At 51.5% G+C, this 18,255-nt stretch carries 14 protein-coding genes; 1 reads left to right on the top strand and 13 read right to left on the bottom strand.

Features of this window, described 5'->3' with window-relative positions:
* Positions 1-72: 72 nt before the first annotated feature.
* From greA to rlmB, 13 genes are all read right to left on the bottom strand, one after another.
* On the bottom strand, positions 73-558 hold the full coding sequence (gene greA, locus ACSVDI_RS02450; protein WP_457944444.1) for a transcription elongation factor GreA: 486 nt from the start codon (positions 556-558) through the stop codon (positions 73-75).
* A 158-nt stretch (positions 559-716) separates the two neighbouring features.
* Positions 717-2,039, bottom strand: coding sequence for a S41 family peptidase (locus ACSVDI_RS02445; protein WP_457944442.1), 1,323 nt, complete (start codon positions 2,037-2,039; stop codon positions 717-719).
* A 141-nt stretch (positions 2,040-2,180) separates the two neighbouring features.
* Positions 2,181-3,380, bottom strand: coding sequence for a murein hydrolase activator EnvC family protein (locus ACSVDI_RS02440; protein WP_457944440.1), 1,200 nt, complete (start codon positions 3,378-3,380; stop codon positions 2,181-2,183).
* Positions 3,370-4,284 (bottom strand): permease-like cell division protein FtsX, encoded by a 915-nt coding sequence (gene ftsX, locus ACSVDI_RS02435; protein WP_457944438.1) that lies wholly within the window; start codon positions 4,282-4,284, stop codon positions 3,370-3,372. Before ftsX ends, ACSVDI_RS02440 begins: the two co-directional genes overlap by 11 nt.
* The gene (ftsE, locus tag ACSVDI_RS02430; protein ID WP_457944437.1) at positions 4,274-4,960 is read right to left on the bottom strand and encodes a cell division ATP-binding protein FtsE; all 687 of its coding nucleotides are present in this window, start codon (positions 4,958-4,960) and stop codon (positions 4,274-4,276) included. Before ftsE ends, ftsX begins: the two co-directional genes overlap by 11 nt.
* Positions 4,961-5,281: 321 nt before the next feature.
* On the bottom strand, positions 5,282-6,367 hold the full coding sequence (locus tag ACSVDI_RS02425) for a PucR family transcriptional regulator (protein ID WP_457944436.1): 1,086 nt from the start codon (positions 6,365-6,367) through the stop codon (positions 5,282-5,284).
* Between the two features lie 242 nt (positions 6,368-6,609).
* Positions 6,610-7,722, bottom strand: a complete 1,113-nt coding sequence (locus tag ACSVDI_RS02420) for an ABC transporter ATP-binding protein (RefSeq protein ID WP_457944435.1) — start codon at positions 7,720-7,722, stop codon at positions 6,610-6,612.
* A 220-nt stretch (positions 7,723-7,942) separates the two neighbouring features.
* Positions 7,943-8,683, bottom strand: a complete 741-nt coding sequence (locus ACSVDI_RS02415) for a pseudouridine synthase (RefSeq protein ID WP_457944433.1) — start codon at positions 8,681-8,683, stop codon at positions 7,943-7,945.
* 102 nt (positions 8,684-8,785) lie between these two features.
* The gene (locus ACSVDI_RS02410; protein ID WP_457944432.1) at positions 8,786-9,487 is read right to left on the bottom strand and encodes a DUF4830 domain-containing protein; all 702 of its coding nucleotides are present in this window, start codon (positions 9,485-9,487) and stop codon (positions 8,786-8,788) included.
* 127 nt (positions 9,488-9,614) lie between these two features.
* Positions 9,615-11,690 carry an elongation factor G gene (locus ACSVDI_RS02405; RefSeq protein ID WP_457944431.1) on the bottom strand — a complete coding sequence of 692 codons (2,076 nt, stop codon included), beginning with the start codon at positions 11,688-11,690 and terminating at the stop codon, positions 9,615-9,617.
* Between the two features lie 457 nt (positions 11,691-12,147).
* Entirely contained in the window at positions 12,148-12,720 is a 573-nt protein-coding gene (locus tag ACSVDI_RS02400; RefSeq protein WP_457944430.1) for a YczE/YyaS/YitT family protein, read from the bottom strand.
* A gap of 88 nt (positions 12,721-12,808) precedes the next feature.
* Entirely contained in the window at positions 12,809-16,024 is a 3,216-nt protein-coding gene (locus ACSVDI_RS02395; protein WP_457944428.1) for a hypothetical protein, read from the bottom strand.
* 20 nt (positions 16,025-16,044) lie between these two features.
* Complete coding sequence (gene rlmB, locus ACSVDI_RS02390; RefSeq protein WP_457944426.1) at positions 16,045-16,815, bottom strand: 23S rRNA (guanosine(2251)-2'-O)-methyltransferase RlmB; 771 nt, start codon at positions 16,813-16,815, stop codon at positions 16,045-16,047.
* 506 nt (positions 16,816-17,321) lie between these two features.
* Here rlmB and ACSVDI_RS02385 point away from each other — a divergent pair.
* Positions 17,322-18,113 (top strand): DNA-3-methyladenine glycosylase family protein, encoded by a 792-nt coding sequence (locus tag ACSVDI_RS02385; RefSeq protein ID WP_457944424.1) that lies wholly within the window; start codon positions 17,322-17,324, stop codon positions 18,111-18,113.
* Positions 18,114-18,255: the final 142 nt, after the last annotated feature.

Raw genomic sequence — 18,255 nt, 5'->3', positions numbered from 1 at the left:
CCTTTGTTCCGTTTGGTTCTGCCTCCGGACAGCAAAAAAGGGCAGGATGACACCGTCAGCCCGCCCGTCGGATTATTTCGATATGGCAAGAACCTCGTATTCCATAACACCGGCCGGTACTTCAATCGAAATCTTATCGCCGATGCCATGATTCAAAAGGGATTTTCCGACTACGGATTCATCCGAAATGTTTCCTGAAAGCGGGTCGGCCTCGTTGGAGCCGACGATTTTATAATTGGCCACCGTGCTGCTTCCCGTTTTGGTATTGGTGACCCTCACTTCCACCTTGGAGCCAATGTGGATATTCTCATTGCTGAGTTCGTCCTCGTCAATCACGCGAACGTTTTTCAGCATCACTTCAATATCCGCAATTCTTGCCTCCATAATGGCCTGTTCGTTTTTTGCCTCGTCATATTCGCTGTTTTCCGAAAGGTCGCCGAAGGAAAGCGCAACTTTTATTTTTTCCGCAACTTCTTTACGTTTAACACTTTTTAATTCTTCAAGCTCATTTTCAAGCTTTTCAAGGCCTTCTTTGGTCAGTACTACCTGTTTCACCATACAGAATCCCACCTTCTCCATGCAAATGCCCGTGCCGGGCCTGTTCCGCAGAACAAAGCACAGTCGGGTTATCAAAACAATAAATACATTATAGTGAACCGTTTGGCCGCTGTCAACAATTAGCGTTTCAATATAATAAAAATTTAAATTCTCGAAATTTAGTCCGTGCCTTCCGTTTTGTCGGTTCCGGCGGAAGCACCCGGAGCCTGGTCCACGGCGGCTCCTTGACGAATCAATGCCGAAACCGCGGCCTGCAGCTGCGGGTCCTGTTCGCCCGGCAGGGAGTCTTTCATCAAAAGATTCTGCTGCTGCTGCGTCAGTGTTTTGCCGACATCCACATCAATCCCTTTGCCGTTGAACGAAGTGCCGTTCAACGTGAGGTATTCCGCAACCGAAAGCACCATGGCGGAACCGTCCGAAAGCGGAACAACTTCTTCCTTTGCACCGTAGCCGGCCGTTTTCTCACCAACCAGCAGTCCCTTTTTATAATCCTTGATATTCGCGGCGAACACTTCGCCTGCCCCCAGCGTGTTGTGGTCCACAATCACGCTGACCGGCAAACTGATTGCGTTGGAATCCGACCGGTATTCCACGGTCACTTTTCCGGACTTGTCGCGCGAACTAACCGTTGTGCCCGCCGGAAGCAGCGTGTCAAGCATGGCTGCCATGCCCTTCATGCTGCCGCCTGAATTGTTCCGCAGATCTATTATAATACCCGCAGCGCCGGCTTTCATACGTTCGGCAAGCGCCGTGTTGAACTGCTGCGCATTGCTGTCCGTGAACGCCGAAATTTTAAAATAAGCAACATTTCCATTTACCACGGAGGATGTGACTGTCTGCTCCGCATATTCCCCGCGAGTCACCGTAATCATCAGGTTCTGCCCTTTCGGCGCCGAAGATGACGAAGAACCCGATGCGGCCGAAGAAGCAGCAGCGGAATTGGAGGTTCCACGCAGAATTCCCAGCTTTACCTTAGATCCCGTAATACCATCCAGCTTGTTCAGCGCATCGCCGTAGGTAAGGCGTACCACTTCCTTATCATCCACGCTGATAATGGTGTCGCCCTTTTTAATTCCGCTTTTTTCCGCCGGGGAGTTCGGAAGCACTTGAATGACTTCCATGTTCCCATCCGCGTCGCGTACGGTTTTCACCCCTACGCCGGCACTTCTGGAATTATTGCTGTTCAGATAGGCTTTGTATTTTTCCGCGGAAAGATATTTGGCGTGAGAATCGCCCAAGCCGGCAAGATACCCCGCGCAGATACCGTCGTTGAGGGTGGTTTCATCGATGCTGCCGATATACTCCTGCCTGGCTTTCTGATCGATTTCGCTCAGTTTGGTATACATGGCCTGCCGTTCGTTGACGTCCGCCATTTTCGCATTGAAATTTTTCATGGCATAGTCGTATGTGATGGAAACCGTAATTGCCGCGGTAACGGCAACAAGAGCGACGGCGGCGCCCAACGAAAGCTTTCTGCTCATATCGGTTGATCATTCCTTCTCTATCGGGGATTATGGAAAACGCAGGAAAAGCAAGAATAAAATCAGAATTCACCGGCGTTCCGCCGCAGCCTGATTTTACAACCCTCTGCCCCTGCAGGGGGTATGTATCCTGTATGCAACTTATTTTCCAAACCAGTTCAGCGGGTTTTTCGCCACACCATTTACGCGGATTTCAAAGTGGCAGTGCGGTCCGGTGGAATTGCCGGTGCTGCCAACATAGGCAATCACCTGGCCTTTTGTGACCTGCTGACCCGTGCTTACCGCCACCCTGCTGCAGTGGCCGTACAGTGTAGTGTACCCGCCGCCGTGGTCAATCGCCACTACGTTTCCGTATCCACCATAACCTGTGCCGTAATTTCCCCAGCCGGCCATAATCACCCTGCCGGAATCCGCTGCGACAATCGGTTTTCCGTAAACACCAGCGGCAGAAATATCAATTCCCTTGTGAACGGTGCCCCAGCGCGGACCAAATCCGCTGGTCACGGTATTCACGCCCGGAACCGGCCACATAAAGTTGCCTTTGCTGACATAACCGCCGCTTCCGGAAGAGCCCTTGTGCTCCTCAGCGTACTTGCGGAACCACTCGTCCATCGCCTTCTGCACTTCGGCGTTCTGTTGGGCAATCTTTTTCTGCTGTTCCTGCGTACTGGCTTCATCTTGGTTGATCTTCTGAATCGTGCTCTGCGTTTCGCTGGAAAGTTCCTTCAGCTCTTTCCGTTTCGCGTCCTGCGCAACCTTAGCTTGCGCAACTGTGGCGCGGTTCGCTTCTATTTCCGCCTTCTGGTCCTTAATGCTCTGCATGTCGGACTTCAGTGTATTGATTAAATTGGTATCATGCTTGGTAATCGCTTCGATTGCCTGCGTTTTGTCGGCAAGGTCCACTACGTTTTTCGCATTTAATAAAATTTCCAGGTTGGAGGCTTCACCCGTCAGATACATGGCGTGAAGCCGTTGTTTCAGCTTTATAATATTCTGATCAATAGAAGCCTGTTTTTCGGAAATCTGTTTTTCCTTTTGCAGAATGTCCTGATCCAACGTGGAAATCTGTTCGTTCAAAACATCAATCTGGCTCTGAACGGTTTTCGTCTGTGCATTGAGCGTCTCCAGATATTCCTGCTGTTTGGCCTTGTCGGCTTTCAAATTTTTCAACTTCTGCGCGTTCGCGCTCTGCTCCTTCTTCAAAGCCTCCTGCTTCTTCTGCAGCTGCTGCAGCTGCGAATAGGTAACAGCCGATGCGGTGGTGGCTGCGGGAATAGAAAAAATCAGCGTTAATGCAAGGAGCAGTGCAACTCCGCGTTTCCCGTGTCCTTTACCAGCCAACGATTTCTCCCCCTTCTTTTTTCAGGTATTTCCCAATCGAAATCATACCGCCGAACGCACCAAACAAGGTTCCGGCCAGCAAAAAGATCAGCGTAAGTCTCCACGACAGCAAACTGATATCAATCGGTGAGAAAAGTAGAATGGAAGTAATGGAGGACATCAGCTTTTGATAAATCAAGTGCAGCAAAAGACTTGCAACGCCGCCCGAAATCAAACCAATAATCATGCCTTCCACAATAAACGGCACCCGCACAAACCAGTTGGTAGCGCCCACGGATTTCATAATGCTGATTTCCAGCCGGCGCGAAAACATGGTTACACGGATGGTATTCGAAATAATAAACAGGGAGACCAGACTGAGCAGCACAATAACCCAAGAACCGGCCGTGGTAACCATGCGGTCCAGATTCGTCAGCTTCTGCGCCACATCGGAATAATCGTTAATGGTATCCACGCCTGAGATCTTCTTAATCTGCTCCGCCGTCTGTTTATACTGGGACAAATCCTTGAACGAAACCTTGAACGCATCGGGCAGGGGGTTGTCCTTCCCGGTCATTCCGCTGAGCATGGTCCCATCCTCGTCGCCCAAAATATCCATGTACTTCTGAATCGCCTCGTCCTTGGGAATAAACTCGCAGCTCGAGATATTATCCAGTTTTTTAATTTCTTCGCCCGCCTTTACCGCAGTCAAAGTTGGCAGGCCCTGCTTCATATAAACGCGGATAGAATTTGTGCCTTCAATCGTTTTCATGGCGGTGTCGATGTTCAGGGAAAAGAGCACCGCCGCGCCCGTCAGCAGCAGGCAGGAAACCAGCACCCCGATAGAGGCAAATGACATGGTGCGGTTAATCCAGATATTTTTAATGCCTTCAATTCCAAGATATTTCAGATTTCTAATCTTCATGGGGCACCTCCTGAGAAGCGGTGTCCGCCACAATCTGACCATCATGGATTTCAACAACACGCTTATGAAAATGTTTTACCAGAGTATGTTCATGTGTTACCATCAGAATCGTGGTGCCGCGCCGGTTAATTTCGCTGAGCAGATCCACGATTTCAAAAGAAAGCGCCGGGTCCACGTTGCCGGTAGGCTCGTCCGCAATGATCAATTTCGGATTATTGACGAGCGCACGTGCCAAACCCACACGCTGCTGTTCGCCGCCGGAAAGCTCCTTCGGGTGGCACTTTTGCTTATCCTGCAGGTTCACCAGCCCAAGAATATACGGCACACGCTTTTTAATTTCTTTGGAAGAAGCGCCGACTACATGCATGGCAAACGCAACATTCTCAAAAACGGTCATATTGTCAATCAGGCGGAAATCCTGAAACACAATTCCCATATTACGACGGTAATACGGCACATCGTGTCGTTTCAGGTCGCCCAGCGCCAAATTATTCACGATAATCTGGCCCTCGCTTGGCCGCTCCTCACACATAATCAGCTTTAAAAACGTACTTTTTCCTGCGCCGGAAGAACCGACAATAAAAACGAACTCACCGTCGTCCACTTTTAGACTAACATTCCGCAGGGCCTGTGTCCCGTTGGAATATATCTTGCTTACATTCTGAAATTCAATCATGAAATCGCTCCATATTTCCCATTCTATTCATTCTCGTTCCGTACATGCTCCAGCCGCCCGACTGCAGCCCGTTTCCACCAATTTCGAAAACGCAAGCTTCCGTTTTGTTCTGTCGTATTAGATGTGCGGTCACGTTATTTCCCAGTTTAAGTGTTATGTAATTTTCACAATAAATGATGACATTTTTATACAGAGACATTGAACTAAACCAAAGCCCATTGGCATGTTTACATAATACCAATGGGCTTATGATTTATTATTCCCAATTAGAATTTATTTGTAATAATTGTGTAATCTTTTTATGACATTGATGAAATTTGGTTAAAACTTGGTTGGATTGGAAGAAAGATACTTTTTAACCATGAGCGCAACTTTAAATACAATTGCGTCTTCAAATTCACGCAGGTCCAAACCGGTAATCTTCTTAATTTTTTCCAGACGGTAAACCAGCGTGTTGCGGTGCACGAACAGTTTACGGGATGTTTCCGAAACATTCAGGTTGTTTTCAAAGAAGCGCTGAATGGTAAACAGGGTTTCGTGATCCAGGGATTCAATGGAACCGCGTTTGAACACTTCTTTCAGGAACATTTCACACAGCGTAGTAGGCAGCTGGTAAATCAGGCGGGCAATGCCGAGATGATCATAGCTGACAATGGATTTCTCTGTATCGAACACCTTGCCGACTTCCAAGGCAACCTGCGCTTCCTTAAAGGAACGCGCCAAATCCTTAATGCCGGTAACCACGGTGCCGATGCCCACGACGCAGTGGGTATAAAATTCACTGGAGAGCGTGTCCACAATTGAACCGGCCAGTTTTTCCAAATCCTTAGGCTCAATGCCGGTGCGGATTTCCTTCACCAGCGCAATATCGGTTTCGTTAATATTAATGATAAAGTCCTTGTTCTTGTCCGGGAAAAGATTTTGAACCACGTCGTAAGCGGAAACATCGGACTTATTGGTAATCTTAATCAGCATGCACACGCGGCTCACGTCGGAATTGAAATGAAGCTCGCGCGCCTTCAGGTAAATGTCACCTGGAAGAATATTATCAAGAATTACGTTCTTAATAAAGTTGCTGCGGTCGTATTTTTCATCATAATACTGCTTAATGCTGCTCAGCGAAACAGCCAGCAAAGTGGCATAACGGTTGGCTTCCGCATCGTTTCCGGAAACGAATACTGCGTATTCGGGCCGCGGACGGCTGCCAAAAGACTTGTACGTATATCCGTTCACAACAAAAGCAGTCGGGGCTGCCAGCGTCTCCGCAGTGATGCTGTCGTTTACTTCTCCGATTCTGCCGAGTTCACTGCAAGCTATAATCACCGAGGTTTCATCGATAACGCCGATTGTACGGTCAATCGCGTCACGCATCTGGTGAATAACCCCTTGAAACAATCTGTTTGACATGGCTTTCCCTCACTTTATCAAATATGTCTAATCTTTTCGACCGACAATTACATGCTACATACATTTTACATAAACTCAGTTAATTTTTCAACCATATCGAAAAATTTTATTTCAATTTTTAAGAAAAATCAATGAAAAAAAGCATACATATTTCCTATAACGAACTAAGAGTGAGTCATACATTGCATTACTATAAAAGTAGCCGCGCCTTCCGGCGCGGCCGCTTCTCATCGTTTTATTAATTAGTTAAGGATGACCTTTTCGGTTTCTTTGTCAAAGAGGTGGAGTTTGTTCAGATCAAATGCAATCTTGATCTTGTCGCCGGTCTTCGCAGTGGAAGTTGGCTCAACTCTAGCGGTAATGGAAGCACCTTCGCAGTTGAGGTACAGGTAAGTTTCTGCACCCATCAATTCGGTTACTTCAACATCCGCTTCCACAATGCCTTCGGTTGCCTTTGCAATGAACTCCGGTTCATCGTGAACATTTTCCGGACGAATACCGAACACAACTTCTTTGCCCACATAGTTCTTCAGTGCGTCGTCCTTATTCTTTGCAGCCGGAACAGCAATATCGTACTTACCGAATTTCAGCACATACTGGTCGCCCTTCTTGTCAACGGTGGTGTTGATAAAGTTCATTTGCGGAGAACCCATAAATCCGGCAACGAACTGGTTCACCGGGTAATCATACAGGTTTTGCGGTGTGTCAACCTGCTGAATAAATCCATCTTTCATAACCACGATGCGGTCGCCCATGGTCATAGCTTCGGTCTGGTCATGGGTAACGTAAATGAAGGTGGTGCCCAATCTCTTATGAAGCTTTGCAATCTCGGTTCTCATCTGTGCACGCAGCTTTGCGTCCAAGTTGGAGAGCGGTTCGTCAAGCAGGAAGACCTTCGGGTCACGTACGATGGCACGGCCCAGAGCAACACGCTGGCGCTGGCCGCCGGACAGAGCCTTCGGTTTACGGTCGAGTAAGTGGGAAATGTCCAGGATTCTGGCGGCTTCTTCCACGCGGCGTTTGATTTCATCCTTCGGAACCTTGCGGAGCTTCAAGCCGAACGCCATGTTGTCAAACACGGTCATATGCGGATACAGGGCGTAGTTCTGGAACACCATTGCGATATCGCGGTCCTTCGGCGCAACATCGTTTGCAAGGGTTTCGCCAATGTAAAGTTCACCCTTGGAGATTTCCTCCAAACCAGCAATCATACGGAGTGTTGTGGATTTGCCGCAGCCGGAAGGACCGACCAAAATAATAAATTCTTTGTCCTGAATTTCAAGATTAAAATCAGAAACGGCGGTAACGCCTCCGTCATAAATCTTGTAGACATTCTTTAAGACTACACTTGCCATAATATTCCTCCTGATAATACACAGATTTGCTCGTACCTGGATGCCTTGCGGTCACCCTTCTCTTTCATGACACAATCATATCAAAACGGGGAGAAATTGAACAGCCTTTTTTTGCCTAAAGATAAAAGTCGGTGTTTAGCCATAATTTATAAAACACAAAAAGGTCTTTATAATTTCGTATATTTTTGCCATCAGGAGGTTCCAAAACTATTTTGTAAATTTAGTGAATTTCGTATAGATTGCCATCCGGCTCAAAAACCAATTCCGCTTCCTTCGGCGAAAGTTCGCGCACTTCCCCCGGGGCCAGCGCTTTGTCCAGGCAGAGCGCCCCAATCTGCACGCGCTTCAGCCGCTGCACACGGTTCCCCACGGCAAGGAACATGCGCTTAACCTGATGGAACTTTCCTTCCCGGATCCGCACAAGCACCAGCGGGTTCGGGCCTTCCTGCAGAACGCGCAGCTGGGCCGGAAGACAGGTCATGTCCCCCAGTTCCAGCCCTTTTTCAAAGCGCTCTGCGTCCCCTTCGGAAACCGGGGACTCCAGTACGGCTTCATACCGCTTGAACACATGGCTTTTCGGCGCGAGCATCCGGTGTGCAAACGCGCCGTCGTCGGTAATCAGCAGCAGCCCCTCGGTATCCTTGTCCAACCGGCCGGCAGGGAACAGGCCGCGGCGCTGCATTCCAGGCGGAATCAGGTCAACCACGGTCTTTGCTCGGGAATCCCGCGCGGCGGAAAGAACGCCCGCCGGCTTGTTCATCATATAATAAACGTATTTTTTTGCGTTCAGGATACGGCCGTTCACGGTAATTTCATCCAACTCCGGGTCGACCTTGAAATCCGCTTTGGCAACCGGCGCCCCGTTTACCAGAACCGCGCCACGCCGAATCAGCAGCCCGGCTTCCCGCCGGCTGGCGATATTCTGGGAAGCGAGGATTTTATCCAGCCGTTCTTTGCCCATGGTTTCACCATTCCAATCTTTTGGTCCCGAACCTGCTTGGGCACGGGAATGTCCTTGTGTTTTTTCGTCCTCTATTGTACCCAATTTCACGCGCAGGGTCAATCAGTCAATCGGCCACGCATTGGCTGGAATGGTGGAAGAAGCCTTCGGTTTTGCCTCTTCCACGGCGCTTTGGTCAGACTTCGAAGCCTTGGAAGAAGCAGCAGGCTTGGAAGCTGCGGGTGCTGAGGACACGGCCGCACCGGAGGAAGTACCTTTCGATGATGCCGGAGCGGACGAGGCTTTGCTCGAAGCCGCCGAGGAAGAACGGGTCAGCGTATCGTGGGATGGCTGTTCTCCGAAAAATCCGGTCATAAAACCGTCAAGCGCGGTGGTGCTTAAATCGCCGCCCACCACCTGGTTGTTATAAACAATCAGCGTTGCACGGACATCCGGGTTGTTCGGGTAATTTGTCACCGCATAAACCCATTGCTTGCAGGTTTTTCCGGCGTACGGCTTAAGGTCCAGCCCCTGTTCCTTTTGAATTTTATTGTAGTTTTCATACACTGCGTTAAAGGTCTGAGGAATTATCACGTCTTTTGTTTCCAGCGGGTCCGCATTCACCTTCCAGCCGAACTGGCTGAGGAACGCGACGCGCTCCTCATTGGTGGCGGCGGAAAGCGAGTATTTTTTTCCCACAGGTGCTGCGCTCGGCTCGGCATTGCGGATTCGGAACAGAATAATGACCCCCGTTACCACCAGCAGCACAATTGCCAGTATAATACAGATTTTTCTTCGGTCCGCTTTAAAAGACCATACAAACATTTCACCGCCCCCTTGCAGAAGATTAATATGCGGGGAATCGGCAAAAAATGCCACGGAAAGCCTGCCGGCACGGCGAATTTCGCGCCCTGGGTACAAAAAAAGCGGGAGGCCTCCGCCTCCCGCTTGATTAATCTTCCGTTTCGCCCGCAGCCTTTGCTTCCTCAATCACCTTCTGCGCCACCTGCGGCGGTGCTTCTTCATAGCGGCAGAAGTCAAACGTAAAGCTTCCGCGCCCCTGCGTATTCTGGCGCACGAACGTGCTGAAATCGTGCATTTCCGCCATGGGGACTTCCGCTTCCACAGTCTGCTTTCCGTCGCCCGCCGGATTCATTCCAAGTACGCGGCCCCGGCGCTTGTTCACCTCGCCCATAATGTCGCCCATGTTTGCATCGGGAACCACGCATTTTAGGGTGCCAACCGGTTCCAACAGCACCGGATTCGCTTGCGGCATCCCGTTTTTGTACGCCAAGCTGGCCGCCATTTTAAACGACATTTCTGAGGAATCCACCGGGTGGTAGGAGCCGTCGTACAGCGTGGCGCGCAGCCCGACCATGGGGTATCCCGCTAAGGGGCCTTTCAAGATGCTTTCGCGCAGGCCCTTTTCCACGGCAGGGAAAAAGTTTTTCGGCACTGAACCGCCGACCACGCGCTCGCCGAATTCCAGCCCTTCGCTTTCGCAGGGTTCAAACTCAATCCACACGTCGCCATACTGGCCATGGCCGCCGGTCTGCTTTTTGTAGCGGCCCTGCACCTGCACCTTTTTGCGGATGGTTTCGCGGTACGGGACACGCGGTTTTGTAAGGACCACCTCCACGCCGAATTTGGTCTTCAGCTTGGAAACAATCACATCCAAATGCTGTTCGCCCTGACCGGAAAGAATCATCTGATGGGTTTCCGTATTGGTGGTAAAGCGGATGCTTGGGTCCTCCTCCGCCAGGCGGAGAATTCCCTGCGCCACTTTGTCCTCTTCCCCTTTCTTTTTCGGCTGCACCGCAAGCGACAGCGTCGGATTCGGGTAAACGATCCCGTCCAGCGTCACCTTGCGTGCGGGGGCGCACAGTGTATCGCCGGTAGCTGTACCCTGCAGTTTCAGCACGGCGCCAATATCCCCCGCACCAATATAAGCAACATCCTCCTGCTTCTTTCCGTGCATGAAAACGGTCTTGCCAATACGCTCGATATTGCCTGTACGCATGTTAATCAGCTGAGAATCGGGGGAGACCTTGCCAGACACCACCTTCAAATAGGAAAGCTTGCCGATAAACGGGTCGGCAATGGTTTTAAACACAATGGCAGCCGTTGCGGCATCGTCGCTCACCGAAAGCTCTACCGGGTTGCCGTCCACATCCGCCGCAATTTCGCTGCTCTTTTCCTCCGCGGACGGGGCCAGCCATACCAGGCCGTCCAGGAACTGCTCCATACCGCGCATGAGCAGCGCGTCACCGCAGAACACCGGGCAGATGGTGCCGGATTTCACGCCTTTGCTTACGCCCACAATCACTTCCTCCGGGGTAAACTGTTCGCCGGAGAAATACTTTTCAAACATTTCATCGCTGGTTTCAGCTACAGCTTCATAAATTGCGGTGCGCAGGCCGTCTAAACGGGTGCCCATGTCCGGCATTTTCACCTCAACCGGCGCCCCGTTCTGATAATCGTATGCCTTATACTCCAAAATATTAATGTAGATGTTCGCTTTCCCGTCCACAATATACGGTACTACAACCGGGCAGACGGATGGGCCAAACTTCGCTTTCAAATCCTCGAACACACGGTAAAAACGGGCGCTTTCGTCGCACAGGCCGTTGACAAAGAAAATCTTTGCCAGGCCGCGTTTATTGGCCGCCTCCACCGCCTTTTCCGTACCGACCGCCACGCCGTTTTTGCCGGAAACCGCAATCAGCACGGTATCTGCGGCGCGAACCGCCTCTTCCATGCCTCCCGCAAAGTCGAACAGGCCGGGGGCGTCGATTAGATTAATCTTATGGTTCTTCCACTCCAATGGAGCCACTGCCGTGGATACGGAAGCTTTGCGCCGGACCTCTTCCGGGTCAAAATCACAAACCGTATTTCCCTCCCCGACCTTGCCAAAACGGTCGGTTGCGCCCGAAAGGTACAGCATCGCCTCTGCAATGCTGGTTTTTCCGGCACCACTATGACCTGCAATTGCGATATTCAATATATTTTTCGCTGGATACTGTTTCATTCTGGAATCTCCTTTCGTGGGTCCATTGGTACATAAGTACAATTGTTTACCCAATTTAAGCATAATTATAGCGTATTGCCACAAAAAATACAATGCCGAATCAGTAAATTTTAGCATTTTCGTTCCAAGACTTAAACTGGTTTTTTATGAAATTTGCCCAAGCTTTTTTCCGTGTAGCTCCCCCCAGAACACGCCTTCCGGTTGAAAAAGGTCGAAACGAAGCATGGCCGGTTCCGACGCAGGGACCCGAATAATTCATCTTATGAATCAAATTCCAAGTTTATGTAATTTATAGGCACCCTTCCCCTTTTCGCTGAACAAATTCGGCTGCGTCGCGGCTTCCCGTTGCTCCCACTCCGTGCGGATTCCGTACTAAAAAATGATGCCCCGGCAGACCAAATTGGTATGCCGGGGCATCACGCCTGATATTTGGGCTATTTTCGCTCTATTGTATGTTCTATATCATTGCTTCTACCTGGAACTTTGCCTTGCGGGCCACCTGGTTTGTAAAATATTTAATCAGCGGCCCCAGAAAGAATGCGGTAATGACGGTTCCAACCCCCACCACGCTGCCGCAAAGCCAACCGATCAGCATGGCCAGCAAATCCCAGAAAACGCGGCACCAGCGGAACTGGATTCCAGTCTTTTGAGCCAACACCACCGGCACGCTGTCATACGGGGAAATGCCAAGCTGCGGGTACATGTAAAGCGCGGCGGTCAGCGAAAGCCCCACAACCGCAACGGCCATCAGCAAAATTCGGAGCCACAGTGCCGGGGCCGCCGGCAGAATCCGAGCAAAGATCATTCGGAAGAAGTCCACCAAAAAACCGATGCTCACCATATTGACTACCGTGCCGATTCCAATCAGGTTCCGGGAAAGGGAAAAGGTAAAAATTAAAATGACACAGTTCACAATCAACTGCCATACACCAAATGGAATGCCCAATTTCCCGGAAACACCCAGGTTCATTACAGTGCAAGGGTCACTGCCAAGGTTCGCATAAACAAAAACAGCGATAAAAAATCCCATTAGGAATACACCGACGCATACCATGCGCACACGCCGAAAAAGCGATTGATTCCATTGAATCGAATGCATATTTTCACTCACAATTCTTTTATGGCTTTCTAAGACGGGGAATCAGCCAGACGGCCGCTACCCAGAACAGCTCGTACAGCAGAAGCGGCACCGTGCCCAGCAGTTTCAGGCCGGAGTAGCAGGTAAGCAGACCCACCAGCAAAAGCCCGAGGATTACGGAAATGTTCTGCAGTGCGACCGCCACGGTAATATTGCTTCGCTGGCGCACACAGGCGGAAAGCATCCGCATCATGGTCGTCGGGCGGCCCTTCGTGGCCAGCATAGCCGGGGCACGTTCCCGCGACGTTTGCGTCAGCTCCTCATACACTTCGCCAAGCCGTTCAGGCAGCACACGGATGCAGTGCTCGTCCAGATGGAAACAATCCGCCAGCATCTGCGGCGTAATGTTGGGGTCGCGGGTGCGAACCACCAAGCTGATTCCGTTGTTTTCCATGCGGCGCAGTTCCATAGAGCGCCGCAGGTCGGAGTTATAGGAAACGACGAAAACCGCCACCAAATCGCCGCCCACCCCAAGATACACCGTATTTTTTCCGCCCTGAATGTACTTTTCTTCGTAATCGGCGGAAGGCGGTTCAATTCCGTGCGTTTCCAGCAGGGCGCGGTTGCCGATCAGGATTCTTCTGCCCGACACCCAGCCGGACACGCCCTTTTCGTCCTCATAGGTCACATTTTCAACCTTTGGCAGCATTTCACGCCGATTTTGAATGATTTGGTCGAACACATCGCTCAGCGGCCCGCCGACAGAACACATCAGCGCGGTCGCGTCTACAATGGCCTCGTCAATACGCTGCCCTGCAAAGGTTTTAATGCCGTTCAGCACCACGGTGCCCTTCGGGAACAGGTCCTTGGCATCGACCATGACGGCGTTGACCCCGCTGAACGCATCCACCGCTGGGAATCCAACCACCATCGCGCCGCAGCGGGAAGCAATTTTGACCAGCCGCTTCAGCGGAAGATTTACGCTGAGCATGTTCATGAACGGTACGCTGATACAAGCTGCCGCCGAAAAAGCAGTCACCGCCTGCTGCCAGTCGCGGGACAGCACAAACGCGACGATTCCAAGAACCAGCGAACACACAAACCCGATCGGCCCCATCATCTGGGAGCTTTGTTCACTCGGGTCGGGTTCATAGGAAAGTTTGAGAAAATGCTTCAGAAAATCGGCCTTCACCTGATAGGCGACCACAGGTGAATCCAGTACCACGCCCTTCGTCATCAGCAGGGAGGTATTGTAATCGTCATACAGAAGAACCGCCTTTTTCTGGTCGGGTGAAGACACAAAGCGGAAATTGCTCCGGATGCGCCGCATCATGCTCAGTTTGCCGGCGGCGTTCAAAAACAGAGCCAGCGCCGTCAGGGAGGAATATAAGTGCAGCGTACCGCTGTTCAGCCGCTCCTGCGCAGAAAACAGCACCGCACTCTGGGCAATCGAAGCAATCAGGGCAACCGCCACCGCGCTGTCAGCATTCGCCTGAAACGTAAACAGGCCCTTCAGTCCGCCGGCAACGGGTGCGGCGCTGAACGCGCCCGCAATCACCAAAAAGATCATATTCAAAATCAGATAAGTTTTGGTATCCAGGCTGACCTGCAGGAAAGACGGCAAAATTCCGGCATACTCCCCTAAAAGGCCGAAGAAAAACAGCAAAAGCGTACACAGGCCGGTTACAGCAAAGCGCAGGTAAAACCGGCTGAGATTCGCCGCAATGTCGTTGGCAACCGCCGGTGCATCCGAAGCGCTGGTGTAATCGTCCAGTTCCTCCGGTTCGTCCTGCAGTTCCTCCGTCGCATCGTTGTCCTCTTCCTCAGTTCCAAACACATGGAAGCGTCTTTTCTTTTCCGGTTTAGCCGGGGTTTCTTCCTTCCTTGGTTCCTCCGATGAAAATTCATCCGCCACGGGTGGTGCGGTGGGAATCGGGAACGGAATCGGCTCCTCTTCCGGTTTGGCCGGCTCCGCGGAAAGTTCCTCTTCCTGCGCTTCTTCCTCCGGCTCAGGGACTTCCTCCTGCTGCAGCACAGGAGGCCGCAGGCGCGTTTCCTCCCCGGTGACAGGCGGCTGTGGAAGAGAAATCGGAGCGGTAGGCTCTGGTTCTGCATAGTTTGGGTTATTTTGAATTTCACTTTTCAGAAGATCGGGAAAACTGCTGGATTCAATCATATGTACCGGTCTGCCGGTCAAAGACCGGAAACCGGTTGGAATTTGATTTGGTCTTCGCTCGGGTGCCTTCGAACGCGGCTCCTGCCGGAGCGGCGGCTCCCGTACTGCGGGCGGAGGGGTAATTTCTTCCTGCACCACAGGAACCGTAACCGGTTCCTTTACCGGGGGATGTTCCTGTACATCCGGCGTTTCCTCGCAGCGGATCACCGGGCTGGTAGCCGGCTGCGGGGAACCAGGCTGCGGTGTAAACGTCGGCTCAGTCAGCGGCTGTGGAATTTCCGGCTGCACCGGTTCCGGCGGGATTTCCGGTTTAGGTGCTGGTGCCGGGGCAGGCTGTGGAACGGGCGACGGCGCTGGCTGCGGAATGCCGGGCTCGGGATGCTCCGGAGCCGCTGCTTCTTCAGCCGCAGACTGTTCCGGTTCCGCGGAAGATGCAATTTTCACGGAAGACGCGATTCCCGCGGAAAATTCCTCCTCCGGCGGTGCAAAATCAATGAGCGGTTCAATCTCGTTCTGATCCAGTCCCGCTTCGCGCATCACGCGCTCTAAGCGTTCCTGGCGCTCCCGGTGAATTTGCTCAAACTGTTCCGGAGCGGGCCCTTCCGGTTCCGATTCATCGTCCTTTTCGAACAGATAGGCAAACTTGGATGCACCTTCCGCCGCACGGATTTTTTGGGAATCGATGCGGATGGTTCTCTCATAATCCTCACGGTATTCCTCAAGGGATTTCAGCTGCAAGCCGTAATAAATATCCTCTTCTTCCCGAAATTCAGGAATCGCCTTTTTCCGTCTTCGGAACAGGGAACGGCGCTTCTTTTCCGGCTCCTGTTCCAAAAAGGAGGAATCCGGGCGTGTAAAGGGCTGCCCGCCCATATTCTGATTCAGCGCGCGGCTCGCCTCCCGGGCAATTGCCTCCGGGGAGGAACAGGCGGGCCGATTCCCTTCAGTGTCCTTCTCCGGCTGTGCGGATTCCTTTGCGGATGCAGCTTCCGGCTGTTCTTTCTCTTTCAGCGTATGTGCCTCCGCCAGTATTTCATCAATCGAAAAATCATTTTGCGGAGCTCTGTTTTTATCGGCCATAAAATATCCGCTCCTATTTTTTAATTCTTTGCTTTCAGTCCGGCGCGCTGGCGCGCAATCTCATAGCAGAGAACGCCGCACGCCACAGATGCATTCAGCGAGCTTATTTTTCCCTTCATCGGCAAAGATATCACAAAATCGCATTTTTCTTTTACCAGACGGCTTACGCCGAAGCCCTCGGAACCAATAACAACCGCCGCAGGGCCTGCATAATCCTGACTGCACCAGGGTTCGCCGTCCATATCCGCCGCGTAAATCCACACGCCGCGTTTTTTCAGGTCGTCTATCGTCGCAGCCATATTGGTCACCCGGGCAACCGGCACATATTCCACTGCGCCTGCGCTCGCTTTGCCCACCGCGTAAGTCAGGCCCACAGAACGCCGTTTTGGGATAATAACCCCGTGCGCGCCCGCGCACTCCGCGACTCTTAAAATGGCCCCCAGGTTATGCGGGTCCTCCAGCTCGTCCGCAAGAATCAGGAACGGCGCTTCGCCCCGCTCCTCCGCCAGGCGGAACATGTCCTCCACGGTGGAAAATTCTTTTACCGCCGCAACCGCGACCACGCCCTGATGCACCGCCCCGCCGCACAGAAAGTCCAGCTTTTTCGGGTCAGCTTCCTTAATATTGATTCCGGCTTTTTTGGCGCGGGCAATCAGCGCGCTCAGCGAACCCATATGCTCGCCGCGTGCAACATAAAGGCTGTCGATGGTACGCCCGCTTTTCAGCGCCTCGGCAACCGCGTTTCTGCCCGCTATCACATCTTCCCCGCGCCGGGTATTTTCCGTATTCATAAAGTGCAACTCCTATTCCCGGCGGACGCCGGTTGTTTCTTGATATTCTTTTTTATTATAGCACAATTTTGGGAAAATTAAGAGCATTTTCCCTTCAAATGTAAAATGTTGAATTTCTGTGGAATCATTCATTCCAAAACAGAATATACATGCGATTTTTTCCCGCCACGACTGGGTTTATACCCCCTGTATTTGCAAAGGTTAACATAAAACCGTGGAATAACTGTTTTATAACGGTGGAAAACCCTGTGGAAAATGTTAATAAGTCCCGTAAACAGCGCAATTTGATTCTTATACATCACAGATGAATATTAATTTATGTCAACCGGTATCGAGAAAATTTTCAAAACTTTCCGTATTTCTAAGCCCCCTTTTTATGCTATAATAATGGAACATCCGTGGTACAATCGAGCTTGCTCCAAAGATTTCCACGGAAATAAACCGATTTTCAACAGCGGGAACGGCCGATCCATCCGGTCCAGCCGCTGCAAAGATATGAGGATGCCATGGATTACATCGATTTGGCCCAAACACTGGAATGCGGCCAGTGCTTCCGCTGGGACCACCAGCCGGACGGTTCTTACACGGGGATTGCTTCCGGAAGGACGCTTCGGGTCTCCGAGGAAAATTTACCAGACATAATCAAAGACCCTTTCTGGAATCATTATTTTGATTTTGATTTAAATTATACGAATATCCGCGCGGAACTTGCGAAAAAAGATCCGGTTCTGGCGCGCGCAGCTGAATACGCACCCGGTATGCGTATTTTAAATCAGGAACCATGGGAAGCGCTCTGTTCATTTATCCTTTCCCAGAACAACAATATTCCCCGCATCCGGGGCCTTGTCGCCCGGCTGTGCGGGGAATTCGGCGAGACGCTGGAGCAGGGCGGGCATGCGTTCCCCACGCCCGAAACGCTCGCCGAGCTGACGGAAGCGGATCTGGCACCGGTGCGCTGCGGCTTTCGCGCCCGCTACCTGATTGATGCGGCAAAAAAGGTGGCAAGCGGGGAAATCGACCTGGAACAGGTGCGCCGCCTTCCGTTGGACGAAGCTAGAGCAAAGCTGATGACTATTGTGGGAGTGGGACCCAAGGTAGCGGACTGCGCGCTGCTGTACGGTCTGCACCGGCTGGACGCGTTCCCCATGGATGTGTGGATGAAGCGCGCCATGCGCGTTCTGTTCCCCGGCCGCACACCGGACTTCTTCGGGCCGTACGCCGGAATTGCACAGCAGTACATTTTTCACTACAGCCGAATGAATCCGCAGCTGTTTGCGGAGGATGAAGCAGCCTCATAACCCGAACCTTCCCTCTCCGGCGGCTTCCCAGAGAAGACCGCTTCTCAGAGAAGATCTCTTCTGTGAGAAATTCGTTAATTATTTATCATAATTTGGGGAAATCTCTTTTCATTCTTCGGAAAATGAGTTATAATGAAGCCAG

This window comes from Caproiciproducens sp. LBM24188 (genome assembly GCF_054130445.1).
Note: the sequence above shows the minus strand (reverse complement) of the source record. Positions and strands in the feature narration are given on the sequence as shown.

What these genes read in the sequence shown, in the direction of transcription:
- ACSVDI_RS02425 (WP_457944436.1), bottom strand. Translation starts at nt 6,367, where the DNA reads ATGTCAAACAGATTGTTTCAAGGGGTTATTCACCAGATGCGTGACGCG.
- ftsE (WP_457944437.1), bottom strand. Translation starts at nt 4,960, where the DNA reads ATGATTGAATTTCAGAATGTAAGCAAGATATATTCCAACGGGACACAG.
- ACSVDI_RS02410 (WP_457944432.1), bottom strand. Translation starts at nt 9,487, where the DNA reads ATGTTTGTATGGTCTTTTAAAGCGGACCGAAGAAAAATCTGTATTATA.
- ACSVDI_RS02415 (WP_457944433.1), bottom strand. Translation starts at nt 8,683, where the DNA reads ATGGGCAAAGAACGGCTGGATAAAATCCTCGCTTCCCAGAATATCGCC.
- ACSVDI_RS02445 (WP_457944442.1), bottom strand. Translation starts at nt 2,039, where the DNA reads ATGAGCAGAAAGCTTTCGTTGGGCGCCGCCGTCGCTCTTGTTGCCGTT.
- ACSVDI_RS02400 (WP_457944430.1), bottom strand. Translation starts at nt 12,720, where the DNA reads ATGGGATTTTTTATCGCTGTTTTTGTTTATGCGAACCTTGGCAGTGAC.
- greA (WP_457944444.1), bottom strand. Translation starts at nt 558, where the DNA reads ATGGTGAAACAGGTAGTACTGACCAAAGAAGGCCTTGAAAAGCTTGAA.
- ACSVDI_RS02385 (WP_457944424.1), top strand. Translation starts at nt 17,322, where the DNA reads ATGGATTACATCGATTTGGCCCAAACACTGGAATGCGGCCAGTGCTTC.
- ACSVDI_RS02420 (WP_457944435.1), bottom strand. Translation starts at nt 7,722, where the DNA reads ATGGCAAGTGTAGTCTTAAAGAATGTCTACAAGATTTATGACGGAGGC.
- ftsX (WP_457944438.1), bottom strand. Translation starts at nt 4,284, where the DNA reads ATGAAGATTAGAAATCTGAAATATCTTGGAATTGAAGGCATTAAAAAT.
- rlmB (WP_457944426.1), bottom strand. Translation starts at nt 16,815, where the DNA reads ATGAATACGGAAAATACCCGGCGCGGGGAAGATGTGATAGCGGGCAGA.
- ACSVDI_RS02395 (WP_457944428.1), bottom strand. Translation starts at nt 16,024, where the DNA reads ATGGCCGATAAAAACAGAGCTCCGCAAAATGATTTTTCGATTGATGAA.
- ACSVDI_RS02405 (WP_457944431.1), bottom strand. Translation starts at nt 11,690, where the DNA reads ATGAAACAGTATCCAGCGAAAAATATATTGAATATCGCAATTGCAGGT.